Consider the following 21,459-nt stretch of genomic DNA (forward strand, 5'->3'; position numbering starts at 1 on the left):
CGGCACCCGGCGGGGGTTGGTCGGCGGCGGGCCCGGGCCGCCCTTAGGCGCGGTGGGGGGCGGACCGGTTCCGGTCCGCCCCCCTCGGCGCGTCAGTGCCTCAAGATCTCACGGCCGCGCGGCCACCTGCTGCCAGGGCCGGCACAGCCCCAGGAAGCACGCCATCGCGCCCACCGCGCACACCAGTTGCACGACGGCCATCGGCACGGCCGTCGCCTCCCCCGCGATCCCGACGAGCGGCGAGGCGACGGCGCCGATCAGGAACTGGGACGTGCCGAGCAGCGCGGAGGCGGATCCTGCGGCGTGCTTGGTACGCATCAGGGCCTGCGTGTTGGTGTTCGGCATCGCAAGCCCCATCGCGGACATCAGGACGAAGAGCCCGGACGCCACCGGCACGAGACCGACGTCGCCGAAGACCCCGGACGTCATCAACAGCAGCGCCGTCGCGGCCAGCACGATGACGCAGAGCCCGAAGGTGAGGGCCTTGTCGAGGCTGATCCGCCCGACGAGGACCTTGCCGTTAATCTGGCCCACGGCGATCAGGCCGACCGAGTTGATGCCGAAGAGCAGGCTGAAGGTCTGCGGGGAGGCCCCGTAGATCTCCTGCACGACGAACGGTGAGGCGCTCACATACGCGAAGAGGGCGGCGAAGGCGAGGCTGCCCGCGATCATGTAGCCGGTGAAGACGCGGTCCGCGAGCAGCCCGCGCATGGTGCGCAGCGCGTCGCCGATGCCGCCGGTGTGGCGTTCCGCCGGCGGCAGGGTCTCCTGCAGCCACTTCCAGACGACCAGGGTCAGCAGGACGCCGACCACGGTGAGGACGGCGAAGATGCCCCGCCAGTCGGTGAGCCGCAGGACCTGTCCGCCGATCACCGGGGCGATGACCGGGGCGACTCCGGAGATCAGCATCAGGGTGGAGAAGAACCTGGCCATCTCCACGCCGTCGTACATGTCACGCACCACCGCCCGGGCGATGACGATGCCGGCCGCGCCCGCGAGCCCCTGGAGCAGACGGAAGCCGATGAGGAGTTCGACGGTCGGGGCGAAGACACAGATCGCGGTCGCGAAGACGTAGACGATCATGCCGATGAGCAGCGGACGCCTTCTGCCCCAGCGGTCACTCATCGGTCCGACGACGACCTGGCCGAGCGCCATGCCGGTGAGGCAGGCGGTGAGGGTGAGCTGGACGGTCGTCGCGGGGGCGCTCAGCGCGTCGGTGACGGCGGGCAGCGCCGGGAGGTACATGTCCATGGACAGCGGCGGCAGCGCGGTCAGACCGCCGAGTACCAGGGTGACGAGGAGTCCGGTGCGCCGGGCCGCCGCGGTGGCGGCCCGGCGGGGTGGAGAAGTGGCCGGCCCGCCGGAAAGTCCGGTCCGGGGTCCGGTGTCGGTTATGTCTGGGTGCTGGGCCCGGCTGACGCCGCTCTCCGGCATTCTCATCTCCATAGTTGTTGAATCCGCCTCTATGCTCTCAGCTCAGCCGGAATGGTCGATACCTTTTTGGGAGCGTGCATGAGCAGGACTGTCCGTTGGGGCGTGCTGGCGACAGGTGGCATCGCGGCGACTTTCACCGCTGACCTGCTGGCGATGCCCGATGCGGAGGTGGTTGCCGTGGCCTCCCGCACGGACACCTCGGCGAAGGCGTTCGCCGAACGGTTCTCGATACCCAGGGCGTACGGCAGCTGGGCCGAGCTCGTCGCCGACGACGAGGTGGACGTGGTGTACGTGGCCACGCCCCACTCGGCGCACCGGGAGGCGGCCGCGCTCGCCCTGGAGGCCGGCAAGCACGTGCTGTGCGAGAAGGCGTTCACCCTCAACGAGCGCGAGGCGCGGGAGCTCGTGAAGCTCGCCCGGGACCGTGGCCTCTTCCTGATGGAAGCGATGTGGACGTACTGCAACCCGGTCATCCGGCGGATGACGGAGCTGGTGCGCGACGGGGCGATCGGCGAGATCCGTACCGTGCAGGCCGACTTCGGCTTCGCGGGCGACTTCGGGGCCGAGCACCGGCTGCGCGATCCCGCGCTGGGCGGCGGCGCGCTGCTGGACCTCGGGGTCTACCCGGTGTCGTTCGCGCAGCTGCTGCTGGGGGAGCCGGACCGGGTGCAGGCGGACGCGCTGCTGTCCCCCGAGGGCGTCGATCTGAACACCGGCATGCTGCTGGGCTGGGGCTCGGGCGCCACCGCCCTGCTCTCCTGCTCGATCGTCGGGCACCACCCGACAGCCGCCACGGTCATCGGGACGGCCGGCCGGATCGACTTCCCGGACAGCTTCTTCCACCCGCGGGGCTTCGTGCTGCACCGGGCGGGGGCCGAGCCCGAGGAGATCACCTCCGGGCCGGGGCCGCGGGGCCTGTCGGGGATGCAGTTCGAGGCGGCCGAGGTGATGCGGGCGGTCCGGGCGGGCGAGACGGAGTCCCCGCTGGTGCCGCTGGACGGTTCGCTCGCGGTGATGCGGACGCTCGACGCGGTACGTGACCGCATCGGCGTCCGCTATCCGGTGGACGCGCTGTAGGGCGGTCAGGCCGGGGTGAGGCCCTGGTTGCCCACCTCCGTGACGTAGGAGCCGGCCGTCGTGACGGGGGAACCGGGCGTGGTGACGGCGGCCACCGTGCGGAAGTCGGCGCGCGCCTGCCGCTCCTGGAGCGTCACGACGGCGTACCCGCGGCGGCCGTTGTAGAACTTCAGGTGCGGGTTGGCCCGGGTGAGGTTGTTCCAGTTGGCCGGCTTCTCCGAGCCGTCCTTGCCGCTGGTGACGGACGTGGTGACGATCTCGGTGCCCAGGGTGCGTGACGCCGGGTCGTCGAAGTCCCGTTTGATGTCGAATCCGTAGCTCACGTGCACATCGCCGGTCAGCACCATCAGGTTGTCCACGCCGACGGCCTCGGCGCCCTTCAGGATCCGGTCCCGGGAGGCCGGGTAGCCGTCCCAGGAGTCCATCGAGAGCTTGTAGGCGTCGGTCGGCACATCGCGCCGCTGGGCGAAGGTGACCTGCTGCGGCACGACGTTCCAGGCGGCCCTGGAGTGGCGCCAGCCGTCGATCAGCCAGCGCTCCTGGGCGGCGCCGGTCAGGGTGCGCGAGGGGTCCTCGGACTCGGGGCCCGAGGTCTGCCAGCCGTCGCCGTACGCCTGGTCGCTGCGGTACTGGCGGGTGTCGAGGATGTCGAACTGGGCGAGCCGGCCGAACTGCAGGCGCCGGTAGAGCCTCATGTCCGCGCCGGTCGGCCGCTGCGGGGCGCGCAGCGGCTGGTTCTCCCAGTACGCGCGGTAGGCGGCGGCCCGGCGGATCAGGAACTCCTCCGGCGGCACCCCGTCCTCGGAGGTGTCCCCGGCGTAGTTGTTCTCGGTCTCGTGGTCGTCCCAGGTGACGACGAAGGGGTGTGCGGCGTGGGCGGCACGCAGGTCGGGGTCGGACTTGTAGAGGGCGTACCGCAGCCGGTAGTCCTCCAGCGTGGTCGTCTCCCGGTTGAAGAGGGCCGGCAGGGTGCGGTCGGTGTAGTTACGGGCGCCGCCGGCCGCGGTCACGGCGTACTCGTAGAGGTAGTCGCCGAGGTGGAAGACGACGTCGACGTCCTCCTGGGCGAGGTGTTTGTAGGCGGTGAAGTAGCCGTCGTGGTAGGCCTGGCAGGACACGGCCGCCAGGCTCAGCTCGCGCTTGTGGGCGGAGGGGGCGGGTGCGGTGCGGGTCCGGCCGACCGGGCTGGTCCACTTGCCGGTGCGGAAGCGGTAGTAGAGGACGCGGTCGGCGTCGAGTCCCTTGACCTCCACGTGGACGCTGTGGTGGAACTCCGGGTGGGCGGTGGCGGAGCCGCGCCGGACGATCCGGGTGAAACGCTCGTCGCGGGCCAGCTCCCAGCTCACCTCGACACGGGCGCCGGGCAGTCCGCTGTCGGGCTCGAACGGGCGGGGCGCGAGCCTCGTCCACAACAGGACGGAGTCGGGCAGCGGGTCGCCGGAGGCGACACCGAGGGTGAACGGGTCCTCGCCGATCTGCCGGGCGTGCATCTCGCGTGCGCTCGCCGTTCCCGCGGCCGGCAGCCCGACCGAGAAGGCGAGCGCGGCGGCGGCTCCGGTGACGGTGAGGAAGCGGCGGCGGTCGGTGTGCCGAGCGGCGTCGCGCAGCTCCTGCTGGTGCGATGAGTGCGTCATCTGTCCCTCCCCTGACTGGTGATGTGGGGGAAGTCCACCGGTCCAGCACATCCGGCGGTTGTCGTGCTCGCGTCGCGCGGGCGTCGCCGGGATGAGGAATGCGACAGGAATGGGTCCCCAGGGGCAAACTCCGCATATGCGGCCAGGGACATGATCATTAACTCCGGGCGGAACACCCCGGGAATCGCCGGTGACCGCCGCCGGAATCACCCCCGGGAGCGCGAACCCGCCCCCCGGACACGCCGTTTGACCCGATTGCGCGCCGCTGAACGGGCAGCCGTCGGTGCGGTCCGGGCGGCCGGGGTCCTTCGACCGGATCGACCCCTGGGCGTACGCTGCCGCACCATGAGCAACAAACTGTTGAACTCCGCGATGAAGACGGCTGTGGTCACGGGCGCGGGCTCCGGGATCGGCCGCGCGGTGGCTCTGGCCCTGACCGGCGCCGGCTGGTCGGTGGCGCTCGCGGGCCGCCGCCCCGAACCGCTCGCCGGAACCGCCGCGCTGGCCGGTGAGGACGCCCGGGTCATCACCGTCCCCACCGACGTCTCACGGCCCGGCGACGTGGACGCGCTCTTCTCCTCGGTGCACGAGCGCTTCGGCCGCCTCGACCTGCTCTTCAACAACGCGGGCACCTTCGGTCCGGGCGGCGTACCGGTCGAGGACCTCACGCTCGAGGACTGGCGCACGGTGGTCGACGTGAATCTGACGGGGGCGTTCCTGTGCGCCCAGGCGGCGTACCGCCGGATGAAGGAGCAGGACCCGCAGGGCGGGCGGATCATCAACAACGGCTCGGTCTCCGCCCACGCACCTCGCCCGCACTCGGTCGCCTACACCGCGACGAAGCACGCGCTCACCGGTCTGACGAAGTCGCTGTCACTGGACGGGCGCCCGTACCGGATCGCCTGCGGGCAGATCGACATCGGCAACGCGGCGACCGAGATGACCGAACGGATGCGGACCGGAATCCTCCAGGCCAACGGCGAGCTGGCCGTGGAGCCGGTGATGGCGGCCGCGGACGTGGCCAGGACCGTGGTCCACATGGCGGAGCTGCCGCTGGAGGCGAACGTCCAGTTCGCGACGGTCCTGGCGACCGGCATGCCGTACGTGGGCCGGGGCTGACCCGCCGGCCCGCCCGGCCGGAACCGGTCCCTGAACGACCGGAGCTGACCAGCCCTCACACCGGAACGATCGATGCCCACCGGAAAGGCACCCAGCCGGTCCGGTAAGCGCGTGCTGCCCTTATGCTCAACGCCCTTCACCGGAACTACACACTAGGAACACAGCATGCGCATACGCACCGCGGTGCCGCTCGCCCTGGCCGCCACCACCGCACTCGCCGGTTCGCTGCTCGTCACGGCCCCGGCCTCGGCCGCCGCACACCAGAGCGGAGTGCACCTCGGCAAGATCCAGTACGACAGCCCCGGCAAGGACACCCGGTCCAACACCTCGCTCAAGGCCGAATGGGTCGAGATCCACAACAACACCAAGTCGAAGTTCCAGCTCAAGGGCTACAAGCTGAAGGACAACACCGGCTACACCTTCACCTTCGGCAGCTACAACGTCAGCCCCGGCAAGACCGTCAAGGTCCACACCGGCAAGGGCACGACCAGCCCCGGGCATGTGTACTCGAACCGCGGTTCGTACGTCTGGAACAACACCGGTGACAAGGCGCGGCTGATCAAGCCGAACGGCAAGCTGCTGGACTCCTGCTCCTGGACGAAGTCGAGCAAGGGCACCAAGAACTGCCACTGAACCGGACGCGCGACCCCGGCCCCGGCCGCCGCAGGGCGGGACCGGGGCCGGCGGGAATGCCCCGGACCACAGCGCGGTTGTGCGGCACATGAGTGAGCTTCCCGCGACCCGGATCCTGCGCTACACCGCTTTCTCCGCCGACCCCGGGGGCGGTAACCCGGCCGGCGTCGTGCTCGACGCCACCGGGCTGGACGAGGGGGCGATGCTGGCCGTGGCGGCGGAGCTCGGCTACAGCGAATCGGCCTTCCTGACCGGGCGGACCGAGGCGGCGGCGCCTGGCGCGCACGGCTACGCGATCCGCTACTTCAGCCCGAAGGCCGAGGTCCCGTTCTGTGGGCACGCGACCGTCGCGACGGCCCTGGCCCTCGCCGAACGGGACGGCCCCGGGGACCTGGAGTTCGCCACCGCCGCCGGTCCCGTACCGGTCACCGTCGTCCGCGAGGGCGGCGAGCTGCGGGCCACCCTCACCAGTGTGGAACCGCACGTCACGGACATCGCCCCGGACGACCTGACGGAGGCGCTGGCTGCCCTGGACTGGCCGGCCGCGGACCTCGACCCGGCCCTGCCTCCCCGTATCGCCTACGCGGGCGCCCGGCACCTGGTGCTGGCCGCCGGGACCCGGGAGCGGCTGGCCGCGCTCGACTACGACTTCGCGCGCCTCGAAGCGCTCATGCACCGGCTGGACCTGACCACGCTCCAACTGGTGTGGCGCGCCTCGGACACCGTCTTCCACGTCCGTGACCCGTTCCCGGTCGGCGGTGTGGTCGAGGACCCGGCGACGGGCGCGGCGGCGGCTGCCTTCGGTGCGTACCTGCGCACGCTGTCCCTGGTCCCGGAAACCGTCGGGCTGACCCTCCACCAGGGCGAGGACATGGGCCGGCCCGGCACGCTCACCGTCGCGCTGCGGGCAGGCGACGCACGGGTACGGGTGAGCGGGACGGGGACCAGGATTCCGGCGCCGGCCGGGGCGTGACCCGCCCGGCGGCGGGACGCACCGGCCGCCGGCGGCCGGTCAGCGGCTGAGGAACTTCCGGTACCAGGGGGCGTGTTCGGCGAAAGACGTACGGAAGTCCGGGCCCGGCGGGCAGTCGAAGTCCGCCCAGACCCGGTCGTCGGCGAACCAGTGGTCCACGGTGAGCATCTCGAAATGGTGCTTGGCGTAGGGGACCGAGGCCAGCCGGGCGCGGGCCTCGTCCATCCCGATCTCCGTCCCCGCCCAGGGCAGCGAGAGTTCACTGAGGACCGTCGACAGCAGGTCCGAACAGCTCACCGGGTCGGGGTGGTTGACGTGGTAGACGCCGGTCGGCCGCTTCGGGGAGAGTGCCGCCCCGAGCAGCGCGCGGCCGAGGGTGTCCACGTCGATCATCGAATGACGCGCTTCACAGCCGGCAGGTCCGGCCGACAGGTACCGCAGAAGGGAGACCAGCCCGGGAATCGCCCACCGGTCCCCCTCCCCGTGGACGAGGTGCGGCCTCAGGACCGTTCCCCCGGCCGCGAGGACGTGCTGTTCGGCGGCGGCCCGGGTCAGGCTGGTGACCGAGGCGGGGGCCGGTTCGGCCGTACCCGGGCGCAGCGCGTTGAACGGGCCGCGGCCGTAGACGGAAGCGGTGCTCAGCTGGACGATCCGGCCGACGCCACTGCGTACGGCCTCGTCCACCAGGGCCCGGGTGCCGTGGTCGTTGACGGTCCGTGCGGCCTGTTCGCCGGAGCCGATGTGCGAGGCGCAGTGGATCACCGCGTCGACGCCCTCGCAGCTGCCGCGCAGCGTCCCGGGGTCGGCGAGATCCCCGTACACCTTCTCGAAACCGGAACCGTCGGTCCCCTGGGCCGATTCCGCCGGCTCGGTCCGGTGGATCATCGTCCGGAGACCGAGGCCGGGGGTGGCGCGGGCGGCGGCGACCACCCTGCTGCCGACGAATCCGGTCGCGCCGGTGATGAGGATGCGCGTGGTCATGAGCGGCGGCTCCGGGCGTCGCTGGGGCCGGTCGGGTGGGGATCCGGCGTGCGGAGGGTGCAGGTGAAGGCGGGTTCGTCGCCCTGGACGGCCCGTATGAGCACTCCGGCGGGCGAGGTCTCGTCGGCGGGGACGGGCAGGGCCTCGATCCGGCAGGGACGGTCGAGTTCCACGTACTGGAGGAAGTCGGCCTCCATCGATGCCGGGAGGAAGGTCCGGCCGGGAGAGAAGGCCTGCGCCGCCTGCCGGGCGGCCTCCATCAGGAGAATGCCCGGCACATGGTCGTTGGGGTGGCTGTACAGGGTCGGGTGCCGGGTGTCGACCCGCAGCTCCCAGGTGTCGGGGGCCGGCGCGGGCGCGAGCACGACGTCACGCTCGGAGGTCCTGCCCACCGCGTGCGGCGCGACAGCGGGGAGGAGGGGTATGCGCGCGTCGAGCATGGCGCTGCGGTGACCCCGCAGCCGCTGGTATATCGCGGCCGAGGTGACGCTGATGCGCCCGCCGCCGGTGGCGAACAGGGTGCCGCGGCGGTGAAAGAGGAAGTCGACGTCCATGGAGCCGAGCCTCCGGGCGCGGTACTGGATCCGGGAACAGGTCACCTCCATCGTGAGGTCCCAGGGGTCCTCGCCCAGAACGAGGCACTGGGCCTCGGAGGCGTAGTGCAGTTGCCACATCACGAAGGAGGCGTCGAGGGGCACGCCGAACTCGGAGTGCGCGATCAGCATGGTCGTCTGCCGAATGCTCTCCGCGATCAGCAGAGGGTCCTGGTAACCGCCGGTGACCGGAGAGAAGAAGCGGTGGGGCGTCGGCCAGTGGGCGGGCACCGAGAACTGGGAGTCGGTGAGCCGGGTCAGTCCGGTGGGGAAGGCGTCCTGCTGATCGGGCCGGTGGGCCATCTGTCTCAGCTGCTCCGGTGATCTCCCCCTCCGTGCCGATTCGTCCGTTCCGGCTACGGCAGCGGGGTCCGGGGCTTCGCCGGGGGCCACGGAGCGTTCCCCGCCCCTCTCGTTCCTGACGCTCTCGGCCGACACCGAAGCGCTGTGCGAGGTGCGCTGAACCATGAAGTTCTCCCAGGAGGATCCGAGTGACAGGGCCGAGCTGCCCAGCAGTAAGATACTGACAGCCCGGTTTTCCTTTCCAGCCAACCCCCTGTGGCACCGACTCCGCCACCACTAGAGAGAAGCTGATGGCACAGCAGGCGCGCGCGATCCAGACCCGGCAGTCGATCCTGGTGGCGGCGGCCGACGTGTTCGACCAGCGCGGCTACAGCAGCGCCACCATCAGCGAGATCCTCGCGCGGGCGGGAGTGACCAAGGGGGCGCTGTACTTCCACTTCGCCTCCAAGGAAGACCTCGCCCTCGGAGTGATGGACATACAGCTGCACAGCGATCCGCTCCCGCCCCAGCTGACCAAGCTCCAGGAGCTCGTCGACCAGGGCATGCTGCTGGCCCACCGCCTGCGCCACGAGCCCCTGGTACGGGCCAGCGTCGGCCTGGCCATGGACCAGGCGGTGGAGGGGCTCGACCGGGGCACTCCGTTCCGCGCCTGGATAGACAGGCTCGAACAGCTGCTGCGGGCCGCGAAGGGCCAGGGCGAACTGCTGCCGCACGTCGACCCCTGTGAGACCGCCGAGCTGTTGGCCGGATCCTTCTCGGGGATTCAGGTGATGTCTCAGGTGCTGTCCAACCGCGAGGACCTCGGGCGGCGGATCTCGGTCATGCTGCACTACCTCCTGCCGAGCATCTCGACACCGGCCGTACTGGCCACTCTGGACATGGCCCAGGATCGCGGTGAGCGTCTGCTCCGCAGCCTCGAAACCGTACCCAGCCAGGTCGGCACCTCCAACTGACCTCCAGAATCGGCCCTTTGACGACCCAAAGCAGACCGGACGGTCCGGAACGAGCCATGCCGATCGGCCGTTTCGGTCCTGCCCGGGCCTGACTGCGCGGGCTTCACGGTGCGGCTGGACCCACGGCTGCCCGGCCGTACGTATGGTCGGTGACACCGAGTCAGCCGTATGACAGGAGTCGCCGATGTCCGTCCGTCGCATCGTCCCCAACATCCCGGTCGGCACGGGCAAGGAGCCCGGGGCCGAGACCGTCGCCATGCGAGCGAACGCCGCGTTCTACCAACTGCTGGGTTTCGAGGAGGTCATGAACCTCGGCTGGATCATGACCCTCGCCTCACCGTCCGAACCCGCCGTCCAGGTCAGCATCATGACCGCCGACAGGACCGGGCCGGTCACACCGGACATGAGCGTCGAGGTGACGGACGTGGACGCGGTGCACGAGGCGCTGGTGCGCGAGGGCGCGGAGATCGTGTACGGCCCGCAGGACGAGGAGTGGGGCGTCCGCCGCTTCTTCGTACGTGATCCGAACGGCCGCGTGGTCAATGTCCTGAGCCACCGCTGACCCCGCCGGCAGAGACCGGACAGGGTCTCGTCCTCCCCGCCAATACCTCGGTCAGGACGCGTTGCGCCTGCCGGCGGCCGTCTTCCTGGCCGTGGTCTTCTTCGCCGGGGACTTCTTCGCTGCGGACTTGCCGGCTGCGGACTTCTTCGCCGTCGTCTTCTTGGCCGTGCTCTTCTTGGCCGTGGCCTTCTTGGCCGCACTCTTCCTGCTCGGCCGCATCGGGTGCACGGTCGCGTCGCCCTCCTCCGTGCCGCCGTCCTCCGTGCCGCCGTCCTCCGTGCCGCCGTCCTCCGTGCCGCGGTTCTCCTTCGCCGCCTTGACGGAGGCGTTCAGGGCCGCCATCAGGTCCATGACCTTCCCGGACTCGCCCTCCGCGTCACCGGCCGGTTCGGGGGCCTCCTTGCCCTCGGACTTCGCCTCTATGAGCTCCTCCAGGGCATCGCGGTAGTGGTCCCGGAAGCCGGAGATGTCGTCGGCGGCCATGGTCTCGGTGAGCTGGACCGCCTGCTCGATCTCGTCGTCGTCCAGCTCTACGTCCTTCGGCGCGAGGGACTGCGGGCTGCGGATCTCGTCGGGCCAGTGCATGACGTGCAGCACGATCGCGTTCTCGCGGGTCCGGAGCAGCCCGAGGCGCTCCCGTCCGTGCCAGGCGAATTTGGCGACGGCGACCTTGTCGGAGCGCTCCAGGGCCTTGCGGAGCAGGGTGTAGGGCTTCGCCGCGACCTGGCCGTCGATCCCCAGGTAGTAGCTGTCGCCGATCCGGACCGGATCGATGCTGCCGGCGTCCACGAACGCGACGATCTCGATCGCCTTCGCCGTCGGCAGCGGCATCTCGTCGAGCTCCTGGTCGGTGACGGGAACGATGTCGTCCTTCGTGACCTCGTAGCCCTTGCCGATCTCCTCCTGGGGCACGACCTCGTCGTCGATCGAGCAGATCTTGCGCGTGCGGACCCTGCCCATGTCCTCGAGGTGCACCTGCCGGAACCGGATCGAATGGTCCTCCGAGGCACTGACGATCTTGATGGGGATCGTGACCAGGCCGAAACTGATGGCCCCGGCCCACAGGGGTCGCGGCATACCTACCTCCAAGCCCATGGCGGTACACGGGCCGGCGGTGCCCGGATCCCGTGGCCGGCCAGGCACCCACCCGTGACGAGTGAGGTGACGGCAGACGAAGTCCTCTACGAACAGTGTGCCGCCCGATGCCGTGGGCCGCTTCCTCAGCCGGCGAGCCGGGTGCCCGGGGCGTCCGCGTGCACCGTCCGCCCTCGTCCGTACGGGTTCCCTGACTCACCCCTACGGCACAGTCACGCGGCGCCCCACGGGCGGGACAGAGAGGGTGGGCGTGCCGGGGACGACAGGAGGCGGCGCCGCACGGTGCGGCGAGAAGTCGGGCGATACAGCGGAGGGCAGCACATTCATGCCGGGACCGAAACGACAGCCGCGCCTCCCCCGGCGCCGTGGTGACCGGGGTGCGACGGACCAGATGCTGCGGACGCTGCTGCGGCGGCGCAAGAAAGCGCTGGCCGCCGAGGACGTGACGGTCACCGACCCGCCCAAGGTACGCCGCGCCGTCACTGCGGCGGCCCTCGGCAACACCATGGAATGGTTCGACTTCGGCGTTTACGCCTATCTCGCGGGCACCCTCGGAAAGGTCTTCTTCCCGTCCAGTTCACCGGGCGCGCAGGTGGTGTCGACCTTCGCGACGTTCGCCGCCGCCTTCCTGGTGCGTCCGCTCGGTGGGCTGGTGTTCGGGCCACTCGGTGACCGGGTCGGACGTCAGAAGGTCCTGGCGGTCACCATGATCATGATGGCGGCGAGCACCTTCGCCGTCGGTTTCCTTCCTTCGTACGCCACGGTCGGTTTCGCCGCTCCCGTGTTGCTGCTGGTGTGCCGTCTGGTGCAGGGTTTCTCCACCGGTGGCGAGTACGCGGGGGCCACGACGTACATCGCCGAGTACGCGCCCGACAAGCGCCGCGGCTTCCTCGGCAGCTGGCTGGACTTCGGCACCTTCATCGGCTACTCGCTGGGCTCCGGCCTCGTGACCGTGCTGACCGCGGTGCTCGGTTCGGACGGGCTGACCGACTGGGGGTGGCGCATCCCGTTCTTCGTCGCTGGACCGCTCGGCCTGATCGGTCTCTACATGCGGCTGAAGCTGGAGGAGACCCCCGCCTTCCAGCGCGAGGAGGAGGCACAGGCCGAGGCCCTGTCCGAAGGCGATCCGGTCGAGCAGGCGCGCCAGTCCGGCAAGGGCCGGCTGAAGGAGATCTTCACCAAGCACTGGGAGGCGGTGCTCATCTGCATGGGCCTGGTGCTGCTCTACAACGTCACGAACTACATGGTGACCTCCTACCTGCCGACGTACATGTCCGAAACGCTCGGCGAACCGGAGACGAGTTCACAGCTCCTGGTCCTCGGCACGATGCTCCTCGTGGCCCTGACCATCACGGTGGTCGGCAGGTCCTCGGACCGCTGGGGCCGACGCCCGCTCTTCATGGCAGGGAGCGCGGCACTGATCGTGTTCGCCATCCCGGCCTTCCTGCTCATCCGGGAGGGCGGCATCCTGCTTCCGGCGATCGGGTGCGGGATGCTCGGCCTGCTCCTGGTCTGCTTCGCGGGCACGTCGGCCTCGACCCTTCCGGCGCTGTTCCCGACCCGGCTGCGCTACGGAGCCCTGTCGATCGCCTTCAACATCTCAGTGTCGTTGTTCGGCGGGACCACTCCGCTGTTCGCCTCCGCACTCGTGGAGGTGACGGACAACGACATGGTCCCGGCGTACTACCTCATGGTCGCGGGCGTGATCGGACTCGTCGCGACCTTCTTCCTGCACGAGACGGCGGGCAAGCCGCTGCGCGGATCCGGGCCCATGGTGGAGACCCCGGAACAAGCCCGTGTCCTGGTGGCACGGAGCAGGACACGGGCGGGCCGGCAGGCGCGGGACGTCTGGATCCGGATGCGGCACCCGTGGGGCGGGGGAAGGCACAAGGACTGACGGCAGCCCCCGAAAGACCGGAATGGGCCTCCGGCTCAGGCCGGAGACCCTTTCCAGGACAAGGCACAGGTGACGGCAGACGACTCGGGCTGCGCGCCGGAGACAGCCGGTGCTCGGAGAGCGGGGCGCTGACCTGCCGGTTCGCGGGTGGGGGCGCTTACCGTGCAGGCTCGATGCGTTGCAGGAGCAGTTCCCTGACGCCGAAGCCGCCCAGGCAGGGCCTGAGCATGCTGTCAGCGGACGATGTCGCCCCATCGGTTTCCACCGAACGGAATCCGTCCGGAACGCGGAGGGCGATGTCGCGGTTTTCCTCAGCGCGCAGGTTGGTGATCCGGAGGACGAGACGGTCTTCGTCACCGGTGAGGGAAATCCTGCAGTCGGGCACGTCTCCCAGGTCGAGCAGTGTGCCGCCGGCGAATCGAGGATGCCGGGTCCCGGTGAACCGGTCCAGCGGGGTCACCTCATGAGCCAGTGCGCCGAGCCGGGCCTGTGCTCCGAACCGGGACGCCGCTTCGGGTGCGTGGCGGTCGATTGCGGTGAAGACGTAGCGGAAGCGGACTCGGCCGGGCTGTGTCGGCGGCGTGTTGCACGGCCAGAAGTTGTTCATCACGTAGGCGTACAGGTATCCGTTCTTCTCCGAGAAGCGCTCGGGCCAGGTTCCGCGGACCAGGTCCGAGGAGGAGAACAGGGCGCTGTCGGGCGCCGCCCAGATCACGCCGGGCCCTCCGTGCGCCGTGACGGTCACGGCGGAGGTGGCGGACAGCCACTCGTTGGACGAACCCGGACCATGATCGGCCCGTGGCTCCACCCAGCCCAGTTGCCTGTCGTAGCGCACCGTCGGGGAGTCGACCAGGAACGGGAAGGCGATCGACACCGATTCCATGTCGAGCACCGGCAGTTTCGTCGCTTCGACGGTCAGCTCGCAGTGGTCGGGAACATCGCGCAGCAGCAGTTCCACGGTGATGTCGTCGAGGCCCGCGCCTTCGCCGGCCCATCGCAGCCGGGTGCCGTCCGGAGTGCGGCGCGCGCCGAGCAGCCGCATCGGGGGACGTTCTTCGACGAGTGCGGTGGGTGCGGCGGGGTGGAGACGCGAATCGAGTTGTTTGATCATGGTCCGGTCGTGGACGCCGCTGCTTTTGGCTTCGGCAGCGGTCAGCTGTATCAACTCCCCAAGCGCGAAGGGTGCTTGGGAGTCCAGGAGCTCACGACCGGTGGGCAGATGACGCAGGCTGACAGGGAGTCCGTCGCCGTCCCGAAGCCCGATCTCCCACGCTCCGCTGGCTATCGTTCCCCCGGCTACGGCGGTTCCTACCGGGGTCCGCTCGTCGGTGGGGTGGGACGGGGGATTGCGCGCGGCTGTCGGGGGCTGTTCCCCTGCGGGAACGGTGTCGCTGCGGTCGCTCAGTGGGAAGGAACGGTAGCCGAAGGCCTCCATCTCCTCGAGGATCAGCCTGACTCGGAGCATGCCGGCGCAGTCGCTCAGCACCTCAAGGGGCACCGGCCGGCCTGCCGCGTCCAGGGGGGTACTCCCCTGCGTCAGGTCGACTTCGACGGTCAGTGATGCGGGCCAGGGGTGCGGGTTGTGGACCAGGAGGCAGGGGCCGTCCAGGTCGAGGGTCTCGGCCAGCTGACCGAGTACGCGGCGGCTCTCGTCGAGGGAGATCCGCGCCGCGTCGTCGATGGCGCGGCGTTTCCAGTGGAGTTGGTCGGCGATCTGTGGTGCGTGGGGGTGGGACACGGCACGGGCCCAGTTCCAGGTGTGCTCTCCCCCGGTGATCAGTCCGTCCCAGGCGCGGTCCAGGGCTTGCCGGTTCGGGCGGTAGCGCTCGTCCATCAGCTGGGAGACGACGCCGAGGTCCTCCGCCGCCGGCAGCATGGCTTGAGCCCGCCGGTAGGCGGCGGCGTCCGCGGCGGAGGCGGCAGGCCCGTCCTCCCAGAAGCTTCCGCCTTCCGCCCGGTGCAGCGGCAGACGGTCACGCAGTGGTGCGACGGCGCTCAGGTAGTCGCCGAACGTGGAGACCCGCACGCGGGGATAGGCAAAAGCCTCGTTCCACCGGTCGGCGAACCCCGCGTCACCGTCACCGAGGTCCTCGTTGTCGGCGTGGGTACCGATCACCGCGAGGTCGGTGGGCAGATAGTCCGGACGCTCGTAACGTTCGAGGTAGCGTTCCAGGCCGTTGACCGCGCCGGCGACGGACTGCGGGTCGGCGGCGATGAACCGCAGCTGTGAGTAGTGATCGGCGAAGTGGGCCAGGACCTCGCTGCCGTCGGGCGCCTGCCAGCGCACCGGTGAGGCCAGGTGCACTTCGTCGCTGCCTGCGGTGGCTGCGCGGTGGTGGTTGGACATGCCCACGAACGCGTCCACGCCGGCCATCCGGAGCACCGAGGGAAGGACTCCCGTCCAGGTGGGTACGTCGGTGATGTTGGCGTATCGGGGAACGGTGCCGGGTCCGGCGGGGAGTGAGGTGCCGAAGCCGAGGGCGTTACGCAGTTCCTCCAGGCTGGTGATGCCCGTGAGCAGGTTGCTGTGGAAGGAGTTGACGCCGATCACTCCGGCGGCGATCGCCTCTCGCAGACGGGCGCGTCGCCGTGGCGAGCGTGTGTTCATGTACTCCCGGACCACCAGGGATCCGTCCACGCTGTAGCGGAACGCGGGGTCCTGGGCATGGCGGTCCAGGGCCTTGTCGATGTTGCGGCAGTGCAGTTCGAGCGCCTTCGGCTGGGTGTCGGTGAAGCCGAGATCGAGGTGCACGTGCGGGATCAGATGCACGGTCCAGCGGCGGGCCGGGGTCAGGCCGGCACGGTGCAGGGGGGCGTCACCCGAGTGGAGGGTGAACTCGCGCGGTGCGTCGAAGCCGGGTGCGGGCAGCCGCCAGCGGACCATGCCGAACTCCCGCTTCGGAGCTTCCGGAACGGGCAGGACCCGGTCCGCGTAGTGCAGGTTCAGGTCACCGGGCAGGGCGGCTCCTGGGGGAATGTGGGCGGTGAGCTCGACCAGTGGAACGGGCTGCGGGTCTCCGTGCAGGTAGAGGGATGTGGTCTGCAGGGACCATGCGGGGGTGGGGCGCGGTGGAGTGCTGCCGGCCTCCAGGCGGACGGCGTTCCACCGCAGATAGGAGCCGAACCACTTCCCGTACTGGGCACGAGCGGGGGGCAGTTCCTCGCCGGGGTGGTGGGCGGGGAGCCCGTCCTTGGTGCGGGGTGCACCGGTGGCCGCGGCTTCGTCCAGGACGGTGGTGATGGTCAGCTCGTGTCGCCCGGGGGTGAGCCATGCCGCGGGCAGGGGTACACGGAGCGTGCCGTGCCCGGAGGTTGGGCCCGGGTCGCCGGTGCGGGTGCGGTCGGCTCGCTCGACGGCAAGGTGGTGAAGCGAGTGGTGGGTGTCGTCCAGGACGACTTCGAGATCGGGGCAGGGGCCGCGTTCCGCGGCGTACGCCAGGTGCAGGACGGCGTTCTCGGCGTGTTCGAGCGTGAAGGACACCACGATGCGGTGCGCCTGGTGACCGCCGTCGGCGTCGTGGATGCCGGGGTGCACCTCGGGCCACCCGGCGTCAGGACGGTCGAGGTCGACGTGCAGGGTGGGGGTGCCGTCCACGACTGGCCAGGAGTCGTGGCCGGGGGCAGGTGTCGCTGTCCACAGAGAGCGGTCGGAGGTCATGCGGGGGTTCCTCTGGAGGCCGGGCGGCAACGAGGCCGCGGGCGGGTACTGCGGGCGGACGGCATCCGGTGCGCCGTGGGTCGGACCGCAGGTCAGCTCGTGAGCTTGAGATTGTTGACGAAGAAGCGCTGGGCCAAGAAGAAGAGAAGGAGCGTGGGGAGGGAGACGAGGATGGCACCTGCGAGAACCACGGGGGGCCCGACGTCGGAGTAGTTGCCCTGGAGTTCGGAGAGCGCGGCGATGACAGGCCGGATGTTGTCGCTGGTGCTGAAGGTGATGCCGAACAGGAGATCGTTCCAGATGGCGACGAACTGGAACGAGAATGCGGCCACCATCGCCGACTTCGACAGCGGTACGTGGATCTGCCAGAACAGTCGCCACCACGAGGCACCGTCCATCCGCGCGGCCTCGACGACTTCCCGCGGCACGGTGGTGGCGTAGTTGCGCATGAGGAAGAACGCGAACGGGATGGAAATGGTGGCGTACACCAGCAACATGCCGATCTGTGTGTCGTACAGGTCGACGCTCGCATAGGAGAGGAACAGCGGTCGCAGGAAGACCTGGAGCGGCAGCAGAGTGCCCGAGTAGATCAGCCAGAACCACAGGACCCGGCGCCGCACGGGCATGATCACTACCGCGAACGCGGCGCCGGTGGCGATGACCACCGCGACGAGCGAGCCGACGACGGCGTACAGCAGGCTGTTGCCCATGGCGGGCCCCAGGTCTGCCTTGCTCCATGCTTGTGCGAAGTTGTCGAGGAGCCCGAAGGTTTCCGGCAGCCAGTGGGGTGTGCCGGTGTATTCCTGCGCGGGGACGAGCGCGTTGACCAGGAGCAGCCAGGACGGGACCGCCCACAGCAGGGAGAGCAGGATCAGAGCGGTGTTCCGCAGAACTCTGCCGAGATGCATCGTCACGCGCCTTTCTCGCCGAACTGGCGCCGGAGATACAGCCAGGACGCCGCAAGGACGATCATGGTGAGGATGACCGCGATCGCGGACCCGGCTCCGGCACGCTGGAGCAGAAACGTCTCCTGATACATGGAGACGGCCAGCGTCTCTGTGGCACGCCCGGGGCCGCCCCGGGTCAGAACCCAGAGAAGGTCGAAGGACTTGAGTCCGTTGGCCAGGCTCATGCCGATCACGATGACCGATACCGGACGGAGCTGGGGCAGCACCACAAAGCGGAAGCGCTGCCAGGGACCTGCACCGTCCAGGGAGGCTGCTTCCAGCGTCTCGGGCGGGATGCCCTGCAGTCCGACGAGGATCAGGATGACGGCTACGCCGGTGGCCTGCCAGGCGTTGACGCAGATGATGACCAGGGTGTTGCCCGGCCAGTCGAGCAGCCAGCTGTGGCTGAGGGAGTCCAGGCCGACCGCCGACAGCATCTGGTTGAGCGCGCCGTCGGTACTCAGGACGAAGTTCCACACCACGGCCACGGCGGCGCCGGACAGCGCGTAGGGAGTGATCACGCACAACCGGGCGAAGCGTGACCAGCGGGTGGCGTCGGTGAGGCAGGCGATGAGCAGCCCGAGTGCGAAGGGCAGCACCACGGTCCCCGCCACCCACAGCAGCGTGTTCTCCGCGGAGCGCAGCAGTGCGTCGTCGGTGAAGAAGAGCCGGTAGTTGTCCAGACCGGCGAAGGCGGAGTGGCGGTGGTCGTCGAAGAAGCTTCGGTAGATCGTCGTCACGAAGGGCGCGAGCAGCACCACCCCGACCAGAACAACCGCGGGGGTCAGGAAGGCGCCGGCGGCGAGACGGTCACGTGGCGCCGCGCGAGGCCGAGGCGCAGCGGGGCGTGGCTCGCCGCGAGGTGGACCGGGTGACTGATGCCGGCCTGCGTCGGCCTCGGGTGGCGCGGTACTGGTCCTCATGCCTCGTCCCGCCTCCACGTGTGCCATTCCTCGTCCGCGCGTTCCGCCATGCTGCGCAGCGTCGCTGTGGGCGACATCTGTCCGGTCAGGAAGGCCGAGAGATCCTCGATGTTGCCCTGGATGAGGCTGGGCGGGCCGGCCTCGCTGTAGCGGACGAGCCGCGCCCGCCGCTCCTTCGTGATGCTCTGCCTGAGACCGGCCACCACCGGGTTGCCGGACCGCACGACGGGGTTGGCCGAACCGTCTTGGAGGTAGTCGGTCCATGCCCGCTGCACGTTCGGGTGCAGCCAGGCCCCGGCGCTCGCCATGCCGGCCTCGTGAGTGGTGGCACGGCGCGGCACGGCGAGTGCGCCGCTCTCCGTGATCACCGACTTCTTCGTGGACTTCGCCACGGTGGGCAGGATGAAGGCGTCGTAGTCCTTGAGAGGCCGCATGTCGGCACCGCTCAGGTTCTTCGTGTGCCATGTCGCGTGCAGGAACATCCCCACGCGGCCGTCGCGGAGTCCGGCGGCGCCGATTCCCTGGTCGTAATCGGGTGGGGTCATCCACCCCTTGCGTATGAAGCCGTGCCAGATGTCCATCGCCCGGCGTGCAGGCTCATCGGTGTAGCGGGCCTTCCCCTCGGCCAGCGCGGTGTAGAAGTCGGGATCGACTTTGCTGATGAGCTCCTGGAACCATTCGTAGGCGGGCCAGCCGCCGGCCTGGGTGGACACGAACGGTGTGATGCCGTGGCCCTTGAGGACGGTGGCGCAGTGCAGCAGCTCTTCCCAGCTGCCCGGCGCGTGCAGTCCGAGCCTGGCGAAGACCGGACGACTGTAGAAGACGACGTAGTACGACTCGTAGAGCGGGATGCCGTAGACCGCGCCGCGGTACTGCATCGTGTCGCGCTGGGAATCGCGGATCCATCCCTTGTCCCGGTAGGCGTTCCACAGGCCCGACAAGTCGGTGAGCTGTCCGCCGCGTGCCAGCTGCTTGAGTTCGTAGCCGGAGCCCCACTTGATCATGTCTGACGCACGTGAGGTCTGCAGCGTCATCTGGGTGACCAGTTTGTAGGCGATCGCTTCCGGGACGGACAGCGGGCGCAGCGAGTACCCGGTCAGTGGACGCAGTGCCTTGGAGGCCAGGGCGTAGCCCTCGTCCCAGCTCCCGTTGTCGTTTCCGAAGCTCGCTGTGCCCGCGACCGCGGCCGTGCTGCTGCCACGTGCGCAGCCGGCGAGCGCGAGGCCGGACACTCCTGCGCCGAGACCGGCAAGGAAGCGACGGCGTGGAGGGCCCGGCCGCGCACCCCTGCCTGCCGTACCAAAAGTTTCCATCGGTGCCCTTTCGCCGGAGTGTGACGGACGAAGACCGCATCCCGTACGGGGCGAGGGCGCCCCGTACAGGGGACGAGCGCGGTGGCTGACACCGGCGCATGACACGAACGTTAACGACACCACGCAAGGTCCACAAGGTTCACCCTGGATTGAATTACAAGCCCCCAAAAAAGGCCAGTTCAGGGCAGGTTGCGTGGGGCAGCAGAGGACGGTGGCGACTGGCTGGGCGATTGGTATCGTTAACCAAGCGAGCTACTGACAGGTCGAGACGTCGGGCCTTTCGGTCGGGGTCCGCGTCCGATTGCCGTGCGCCTCACCGGCCGTATGTGGCCAGCCGGGTCGGGATGACCGTCCTGCGCGGTGAGCCGGTCGGCCGTGTCCCGGCTCCGGCCTCCAAGCGGTCCATGAGCAGCTGGGCCGCACGGCGGCCGATCTCGGCGGGGTCGTAGGAGGCCAGGGTGAGCGGGACACTCAACAGGTCGGCGGATTCCACATCGTCGAAGCCTGCGATGGCGGCGGCAGTGCCGAGACCGCGCACCGCACGGCAGGCGCCCAGGGTCAGACGGTTGTTGGCGCAGAACAACGCGGTGGGCGCGCCCTCCCGGTCGAGCAGTTCCCGCGCGGCCGCCTCGGCCGTGACGACGTCGTACGGGCCCCGCCGCACCCACTCCTCACGCGGCTGGAGTCCGGCTTCTTCCAGCGCGGACCACCAGCCGCGGAAACGCTCGGCACCGGTGAAGAGGGTGGGAGGGTTGCCGAGGAACCCGACCTTGTCGTGACCGTCCTCCACAAGCCGGGCGGTGGCGGCTCGTGCACCGCCGAAGTCATCGACGAGCACGGTGTCCGCCTCGATACCGGCCGGCGGGCGGGCGGCCAGGACGAGCGGCGTACCTTCCAACACCCCGGAGGCGAGGTGACGTTGGTCGGAGCCGGCCGGGACGACGATCAAACCGTTCACCTGCCGGGACACGAGGTCCTGGACAAGGTGTTTCTCCTGTGCGAGCTGTTCGGCAGTGTTGCCCAGCACCAGCCGAAGGCCGTAGGCCTGCACCACTTCCTCCGCGCCGAGGGCGAGTTGGGCATAGAAGGGGTTGGCGAGGTTGGTGACAACGAGTCCGATGAGGCCGCTGTGCCGGCCGAGACGCAGATTGCGCGCCGTCTCGTTCCGCCGGTAACCCAGGTCGGTCACGGCTTCGAGGACGCGACGACGAGTGGATTCGCCGACGCCCTCGTTCCCCTTCAGTACCCGCGAGACGGTCATGGCACTGACTCCGACGCGCGCTGCGACGTCTCGCATCGTGGGGGTGGGGCGAGGCGGCTCTCCGGCGGTTTCTGACCCGGACACTGCGTTGCTGCTCCCTTCG

General features: G+C 69.8%; 17 protein-coding genes. 7 read left to right on the forward strand and 10 right to left on the reverse strand.

Going from position 1 to position 21,459, the window contains the following annotated elements; translation table 11 throughout:
- Positions 1–108: 108 nt before the first annotated feature.
- Positions 109–1,434: a multidrug effflux MFS transporter gene (locus ACFVW8_RS24485; protein ID WP_389693425.1), complete on the reverse strand. Its 1,326-nt coding sequence runs from the start codon at positions 1,432–1,434 to the stop codon at positions 109–111.
- A gap of 78 nt (positions 1,435–1,512) precedes the next feature.
- Here ACFVW8_RS24485 and ACFVW8_RS24490 point away from each other — a divergent pair, with 78 nt between their 5' ends.
- Entirely contained in the window at positions 1,513–2,511 is a 999-nt protein-coding gene (locus ACFVW8_RS24490) for a Gfo/Idh/MocA family protein (protein ID WP_389693427.1), read from the forward strand.
- A gap of 5 nt (positions 2,512–2,516) precedes the next feature.
- On the opposite strand, the gene ACFVW8_RS24495 is transcribed toward ACFVW8_RS24490, so the two are convergent.
- Positions 2,517–4,145: an alkaline phosphatase D family protein gene (locus ACFVW8_RS24495; protein WP_389693429.1), complete on the reverse strand. Its 1,629-nt coding sequence runs from the start codon at positions 4,143–4,145 to the stop codon at positions 2,517–2,519.
- Positions 4,146–4,490: 345 nt separating this feature from the next.
- Here ACFVW8_RS24495 and ACFVW8_RS24500 point away from each other — a divergent pair, with 345 nt between their 5' ends.
- From ACFVW8_RS24500 to ACFVW8_RS24510, 3 genes are all read left to right on the forward strand, one after another.
- Entirely contained in the window at positions 4,491–5,264 is a 774-nt protein-coding gene (locus ACFVW8_RS24500; RefSeq protein WP_389693431.1) for an SDR family oxidoreductase, read from the forward strand.
- A gap of 165 nt (positions 5,265–5,429) precedes the next feature.
- Positions 5,430–5,897, forward strand: coding sequence for a lamin tail domain-containing protein (locus ACFVW8_RS24505; RefSeq protein ID WP_389693433.1), 468 nt, complete (start codon positions 5,430–5,432; stop codon positions 5,895–5,897).
- Positions 5,898–5,985: 88 nt separating this feature from the next.
- The gene (locus ACFVW8_RS24510) at positions 5,986–6,870 is read left to right on the forward strand and encodes a PhzF family phenazine biosynthesis protein (protein WP_389693435.1); all 885 of its coding nucleotides are present in this window, start codon (positions 5,986–5,988) and stop codon (positions 6,868–6,870) included.
- Positions 6,871–6,909: 39 nt separating this feature from the next.
- Here ACFVW8_RS24510 and ACFVW8_RS24515 read toward each other — a convergent pair whose 3' ends face one another.
- Complete coding sequence (locus tag ACFVW8_RS24515) at positions 6,910–7,851, reverse strand: NAD-dependent epimerase/dehydratase family protein (RefSeq protein WP_389693437.1); 942 nt, start codon at positions 7,849–7,851, stop codon at positions 6,910–6,912.
- Positions 7,848–8,747: a ScbA/BarX family gamma-butyrolactone biosynthesis protein gene (locus tag ACFVW8_RS24520; RefSeq protein WP_389693439.1), complete on the reverse strand. Its 900-nt coding sequence runs from the start codon at positions 8,745–8,747 to the stop codon at positions 7,848–7,850. Before ACFVW8_RS24520 ends, ACFVW8_RS24515 begins: the two co-directional genes overlap by 4 nt.
- A gap of 290 nt (positions 8,748–9,037) precedes the next feature.
- Here ACFVW8_RS24520 and ACFVW8_RS24525 point away from each other — a divergent pair, with 290 nt between their 5' ends.
- Together ACFVW8_RS24525 and ACFVW8_RS24530 are read left to right on the forward strand one after the other, a co-directional pair.
- Positions 9,038–9,700 carry a ScbR family autoregulator-binding transcription factor gene (locus tag ACFVW8_RS24525; protein WP_389693441.1) on the forward strand — a complete coding sequence of 221 codons (663 nt, stop codon included), beginning with the start codon at positions 9,038–9,040 and terminating at the stop codon, positions 9,698–9,700.
- Positions 9,701–9,884: 184 nt separating this feature from the next.
- Positions 9,885–10,262: a VOC family protein gene (locus tag ACFVW8_RS24530; RefSeq protein ID WP_389693443.1), complete on the forward strand. Its 378-nt coding sequence runs from the start codon at positions 9,885–9,887 to the stop codon at positions 10,260–10,262.
- Between the two features lie 51 nt (positions 10,263–10,313).
- On the opposite strand, the gene ACFVW8_RS24535 is transcribed toward ACFVW8_RS24530, so the two are convergent.
- A complete protein-coding gene (locus ACFVW8_RS24535; protein WP_389693445.1) occupies positions 10,314–11,339 on the reverse strand; it encodes a Ku protein in 1,026 nt (341 codons plus the stop codon).
- Positions 11,340–11,748: 409 nt separating this feature from the next.
- On the opposite strand from ACFVW8_RS24535, the gene proP reads away from it, so the two are divergent.
- On the forward strand, positions 11,749–13,254 hold the full coding sequence (gene proP / locus ACFVW8_RS24540; protein ID WP_389693447.1) for a glycine betaine/L-proline transporter ProP: 1,506 nt from the start codon (positions 11,749–11,751) through the stop codon (positions 13,252–13,254).
- A 157-nt stretch (positions 13,255–13,411) separates the two neighbouring features.
- On the opposite strand, the gene ACFVW8_RS24545 is transcribed toward proP, so the two are convergent.
- The 5 genes from ACFVW8_RS24545 to ACFVW8_RS24565 form a co-directional block, all read right to left on the reverse strand.
- Positions 13,412–16,912 (reverse strand): hypothetical protein, encoded by a 3,501-nt coding sequence (locus ACFVW8_RS24545; RefSeq protein ID WP_389693449.1) that lies wholly within the window; start codon positions 16,910–16,912, stop codon positions 13,412–13,414.
- Positions 16,913–17,004: 92 nt separating this feature from the next.
- Positions 17,005–17,820 (reverse strand): carbohydrate ABC transporter permease, encoded by an 816-nt coding sequence (locus tag ACFVW8_RS24550; protein WP_389693481.1) that lies wholly within the window; start codon positions 17,818–17,820, stop codon positions 17,005–17,007.
- A 2-nt stretch (positions 17,821–17,822) separates the two neighbouring features.
- Entirely contained in the window at positions 17,823–18,782 is a 960-nt protein-coding gene (locus ACFVW8_RS24555) for a carbohydrate ABC transporter permease (protein ID WP_389693451.1), read from the reverse strand.
- Positions 18,779–20,014, reverse strand: coding sequence for an ABC transporter substrate-binding protein (locus ACFVW8_RS24560; protein WP_389693453.1), 1,236 nt, complete (start codon positions 20,012–20,014; stop codon positions 18,779–18,781). Before ACFVW8_RS24560 ends, ACFVW8_RS24555 begins: the two co-directional genes overlap by 4 nt.
- Positions 20,015–20,408: 394 nt before the next feature.
- Positions 20,409–21,392: a LacI family DNA-binding transcriptional regulator gene (locus ACFVW8_RS24565; protein ID WP_389693455.1), complete on the reverse strand. Its 984-nt coding sequence runs from the start codon at positions 21,390–21,392 to the stop codon at positions 20,409–20,411.
- Positions 21,393–21,459: the final 67 nt, after the last annotated feature.

This window comes from Streptomyces sp. NPDC058221, from assembly GCF_042882365.1.
Lineage (GTDB): Bacteria > Actinomycetota > Actinomycetes > Streptomycetales > Streptomycetaceae > Streptomyces.

Bases quoted from the DNA above. Each gene is read 5' to 3' on its own strand.
- ACFVW8_RS24530 (WP_389693443.1), top strand. From the start codon at position 9,885: ATGTCCGTCCGTCGCATCGTCCCCAACATCCCGGTCGGCACGGGCAAG.
- ACFVW8_RS24520 (WP_389693439.1), bottom strand. From the start codon at position 8,747: ATGGCCCACCGGCCCGATCAGCAGGACGCCTTCCCCACCGGACTGACC.
- ACFVW8_RS24515 (WP_389693437.1), bottom strand. From the start codon at position 7,851: ATGACCACGCGCATCCTCATCACCGGCGCGACCGGATTCGTCGGCAGC.
- proP (WP_389693447.1), top strand. From the start codon at position 11,749: ATGCTGCGGACGCTGCTGCGGCGGCGCAAGAAAGCGCTGGCCGCCGAG.
- ACFVW8_RS24565 (WP_389693455.1), bottom strand. From the start codon at position 21,392: ATGCGAGACGTCGCAGCGCGCGTCGGAGTCAGTGCCATGACCGTCTCG.
- ACFVW8_RS24555 (WP_389693451.1), bottom strand. From the start codon at position 18,782: ATGAGGACCAGTACCGCGCCACCCGAGGCCGACGCAGGCCGGCATCAG.
- ACFVW8_RS24485 (WP_389693425.1), bottom strand. From the start codon at position 1,434: ATGCCGGAGAGCGGCGTCAGCCGGGCCCAGCACCCAGACATAACCGAC.
- ACFVW8_RS24505 (WP_389693433.1), top strand. From the start codon at position 5,430: ATGCGCATACGCACCGCGGTGCCGCTCGCCCTGGCCGCCACCACCGCA.
- ACFVW8_RS24495 (WP_389693429.1), bottom strand. From the start codon at position 4,145: ATGACGCACTCATCGCACCAGCAGGAGCTGCGCGACGCCGCTCGGCAC.
- ACFVW8_RS24490 (WP_389693427.1), top strand. From the start codon at position 1,513: ATGAGCAGGACTGTCCGTTGGGGCGTGCTGGCGACAGGTGGCATCGCG.
- ACFVW8_RS24500 (WP_389693431.1), top strand. From the start codon at position 4,491: ATGAGCAACAAACTGTTGAACTCCGCGATGAAGACGGCTGTGGTCACG.
- ACFVW8_RS24510 (WP_389693435.1), top strand. From the start codon at position 5,986: ATGAGTGAGCTTCCCGCGACCCGGATCCTGCGCTACACCGCTTTCTCC.
- ACFVW8_RS24535 (WP_389693445.1), bottom strand. From the start codon at position 11,339: ATGCCGCGACCCCTGTGGGCCGGGGCCATCAGTTTCGGCCTGGTCACG.
- ACFVW8_RS24550 (WP_389693481.1), bottom strand. From the start codon at position 17,820: ATGCATCTCGGCAGAGTTCTGCGGAACACCGCTCTGATCCTGCTCTCC.
- ACFVW8_RS24525 (WP_389693441.1), top strand. From the start codon at position 9,038: ATGGCACAGCAGGCGCGCGCGATCCAGACCCGGCAGTCGATCCTGGTG.
- ACFVW8_RS24545 (WP_389693449.1), bottom strand. From the start codon at position 16,912: ATGACCTCCGACCGCTCTCTGTGGACAGCGACACCTGCCCCCGGCCAC.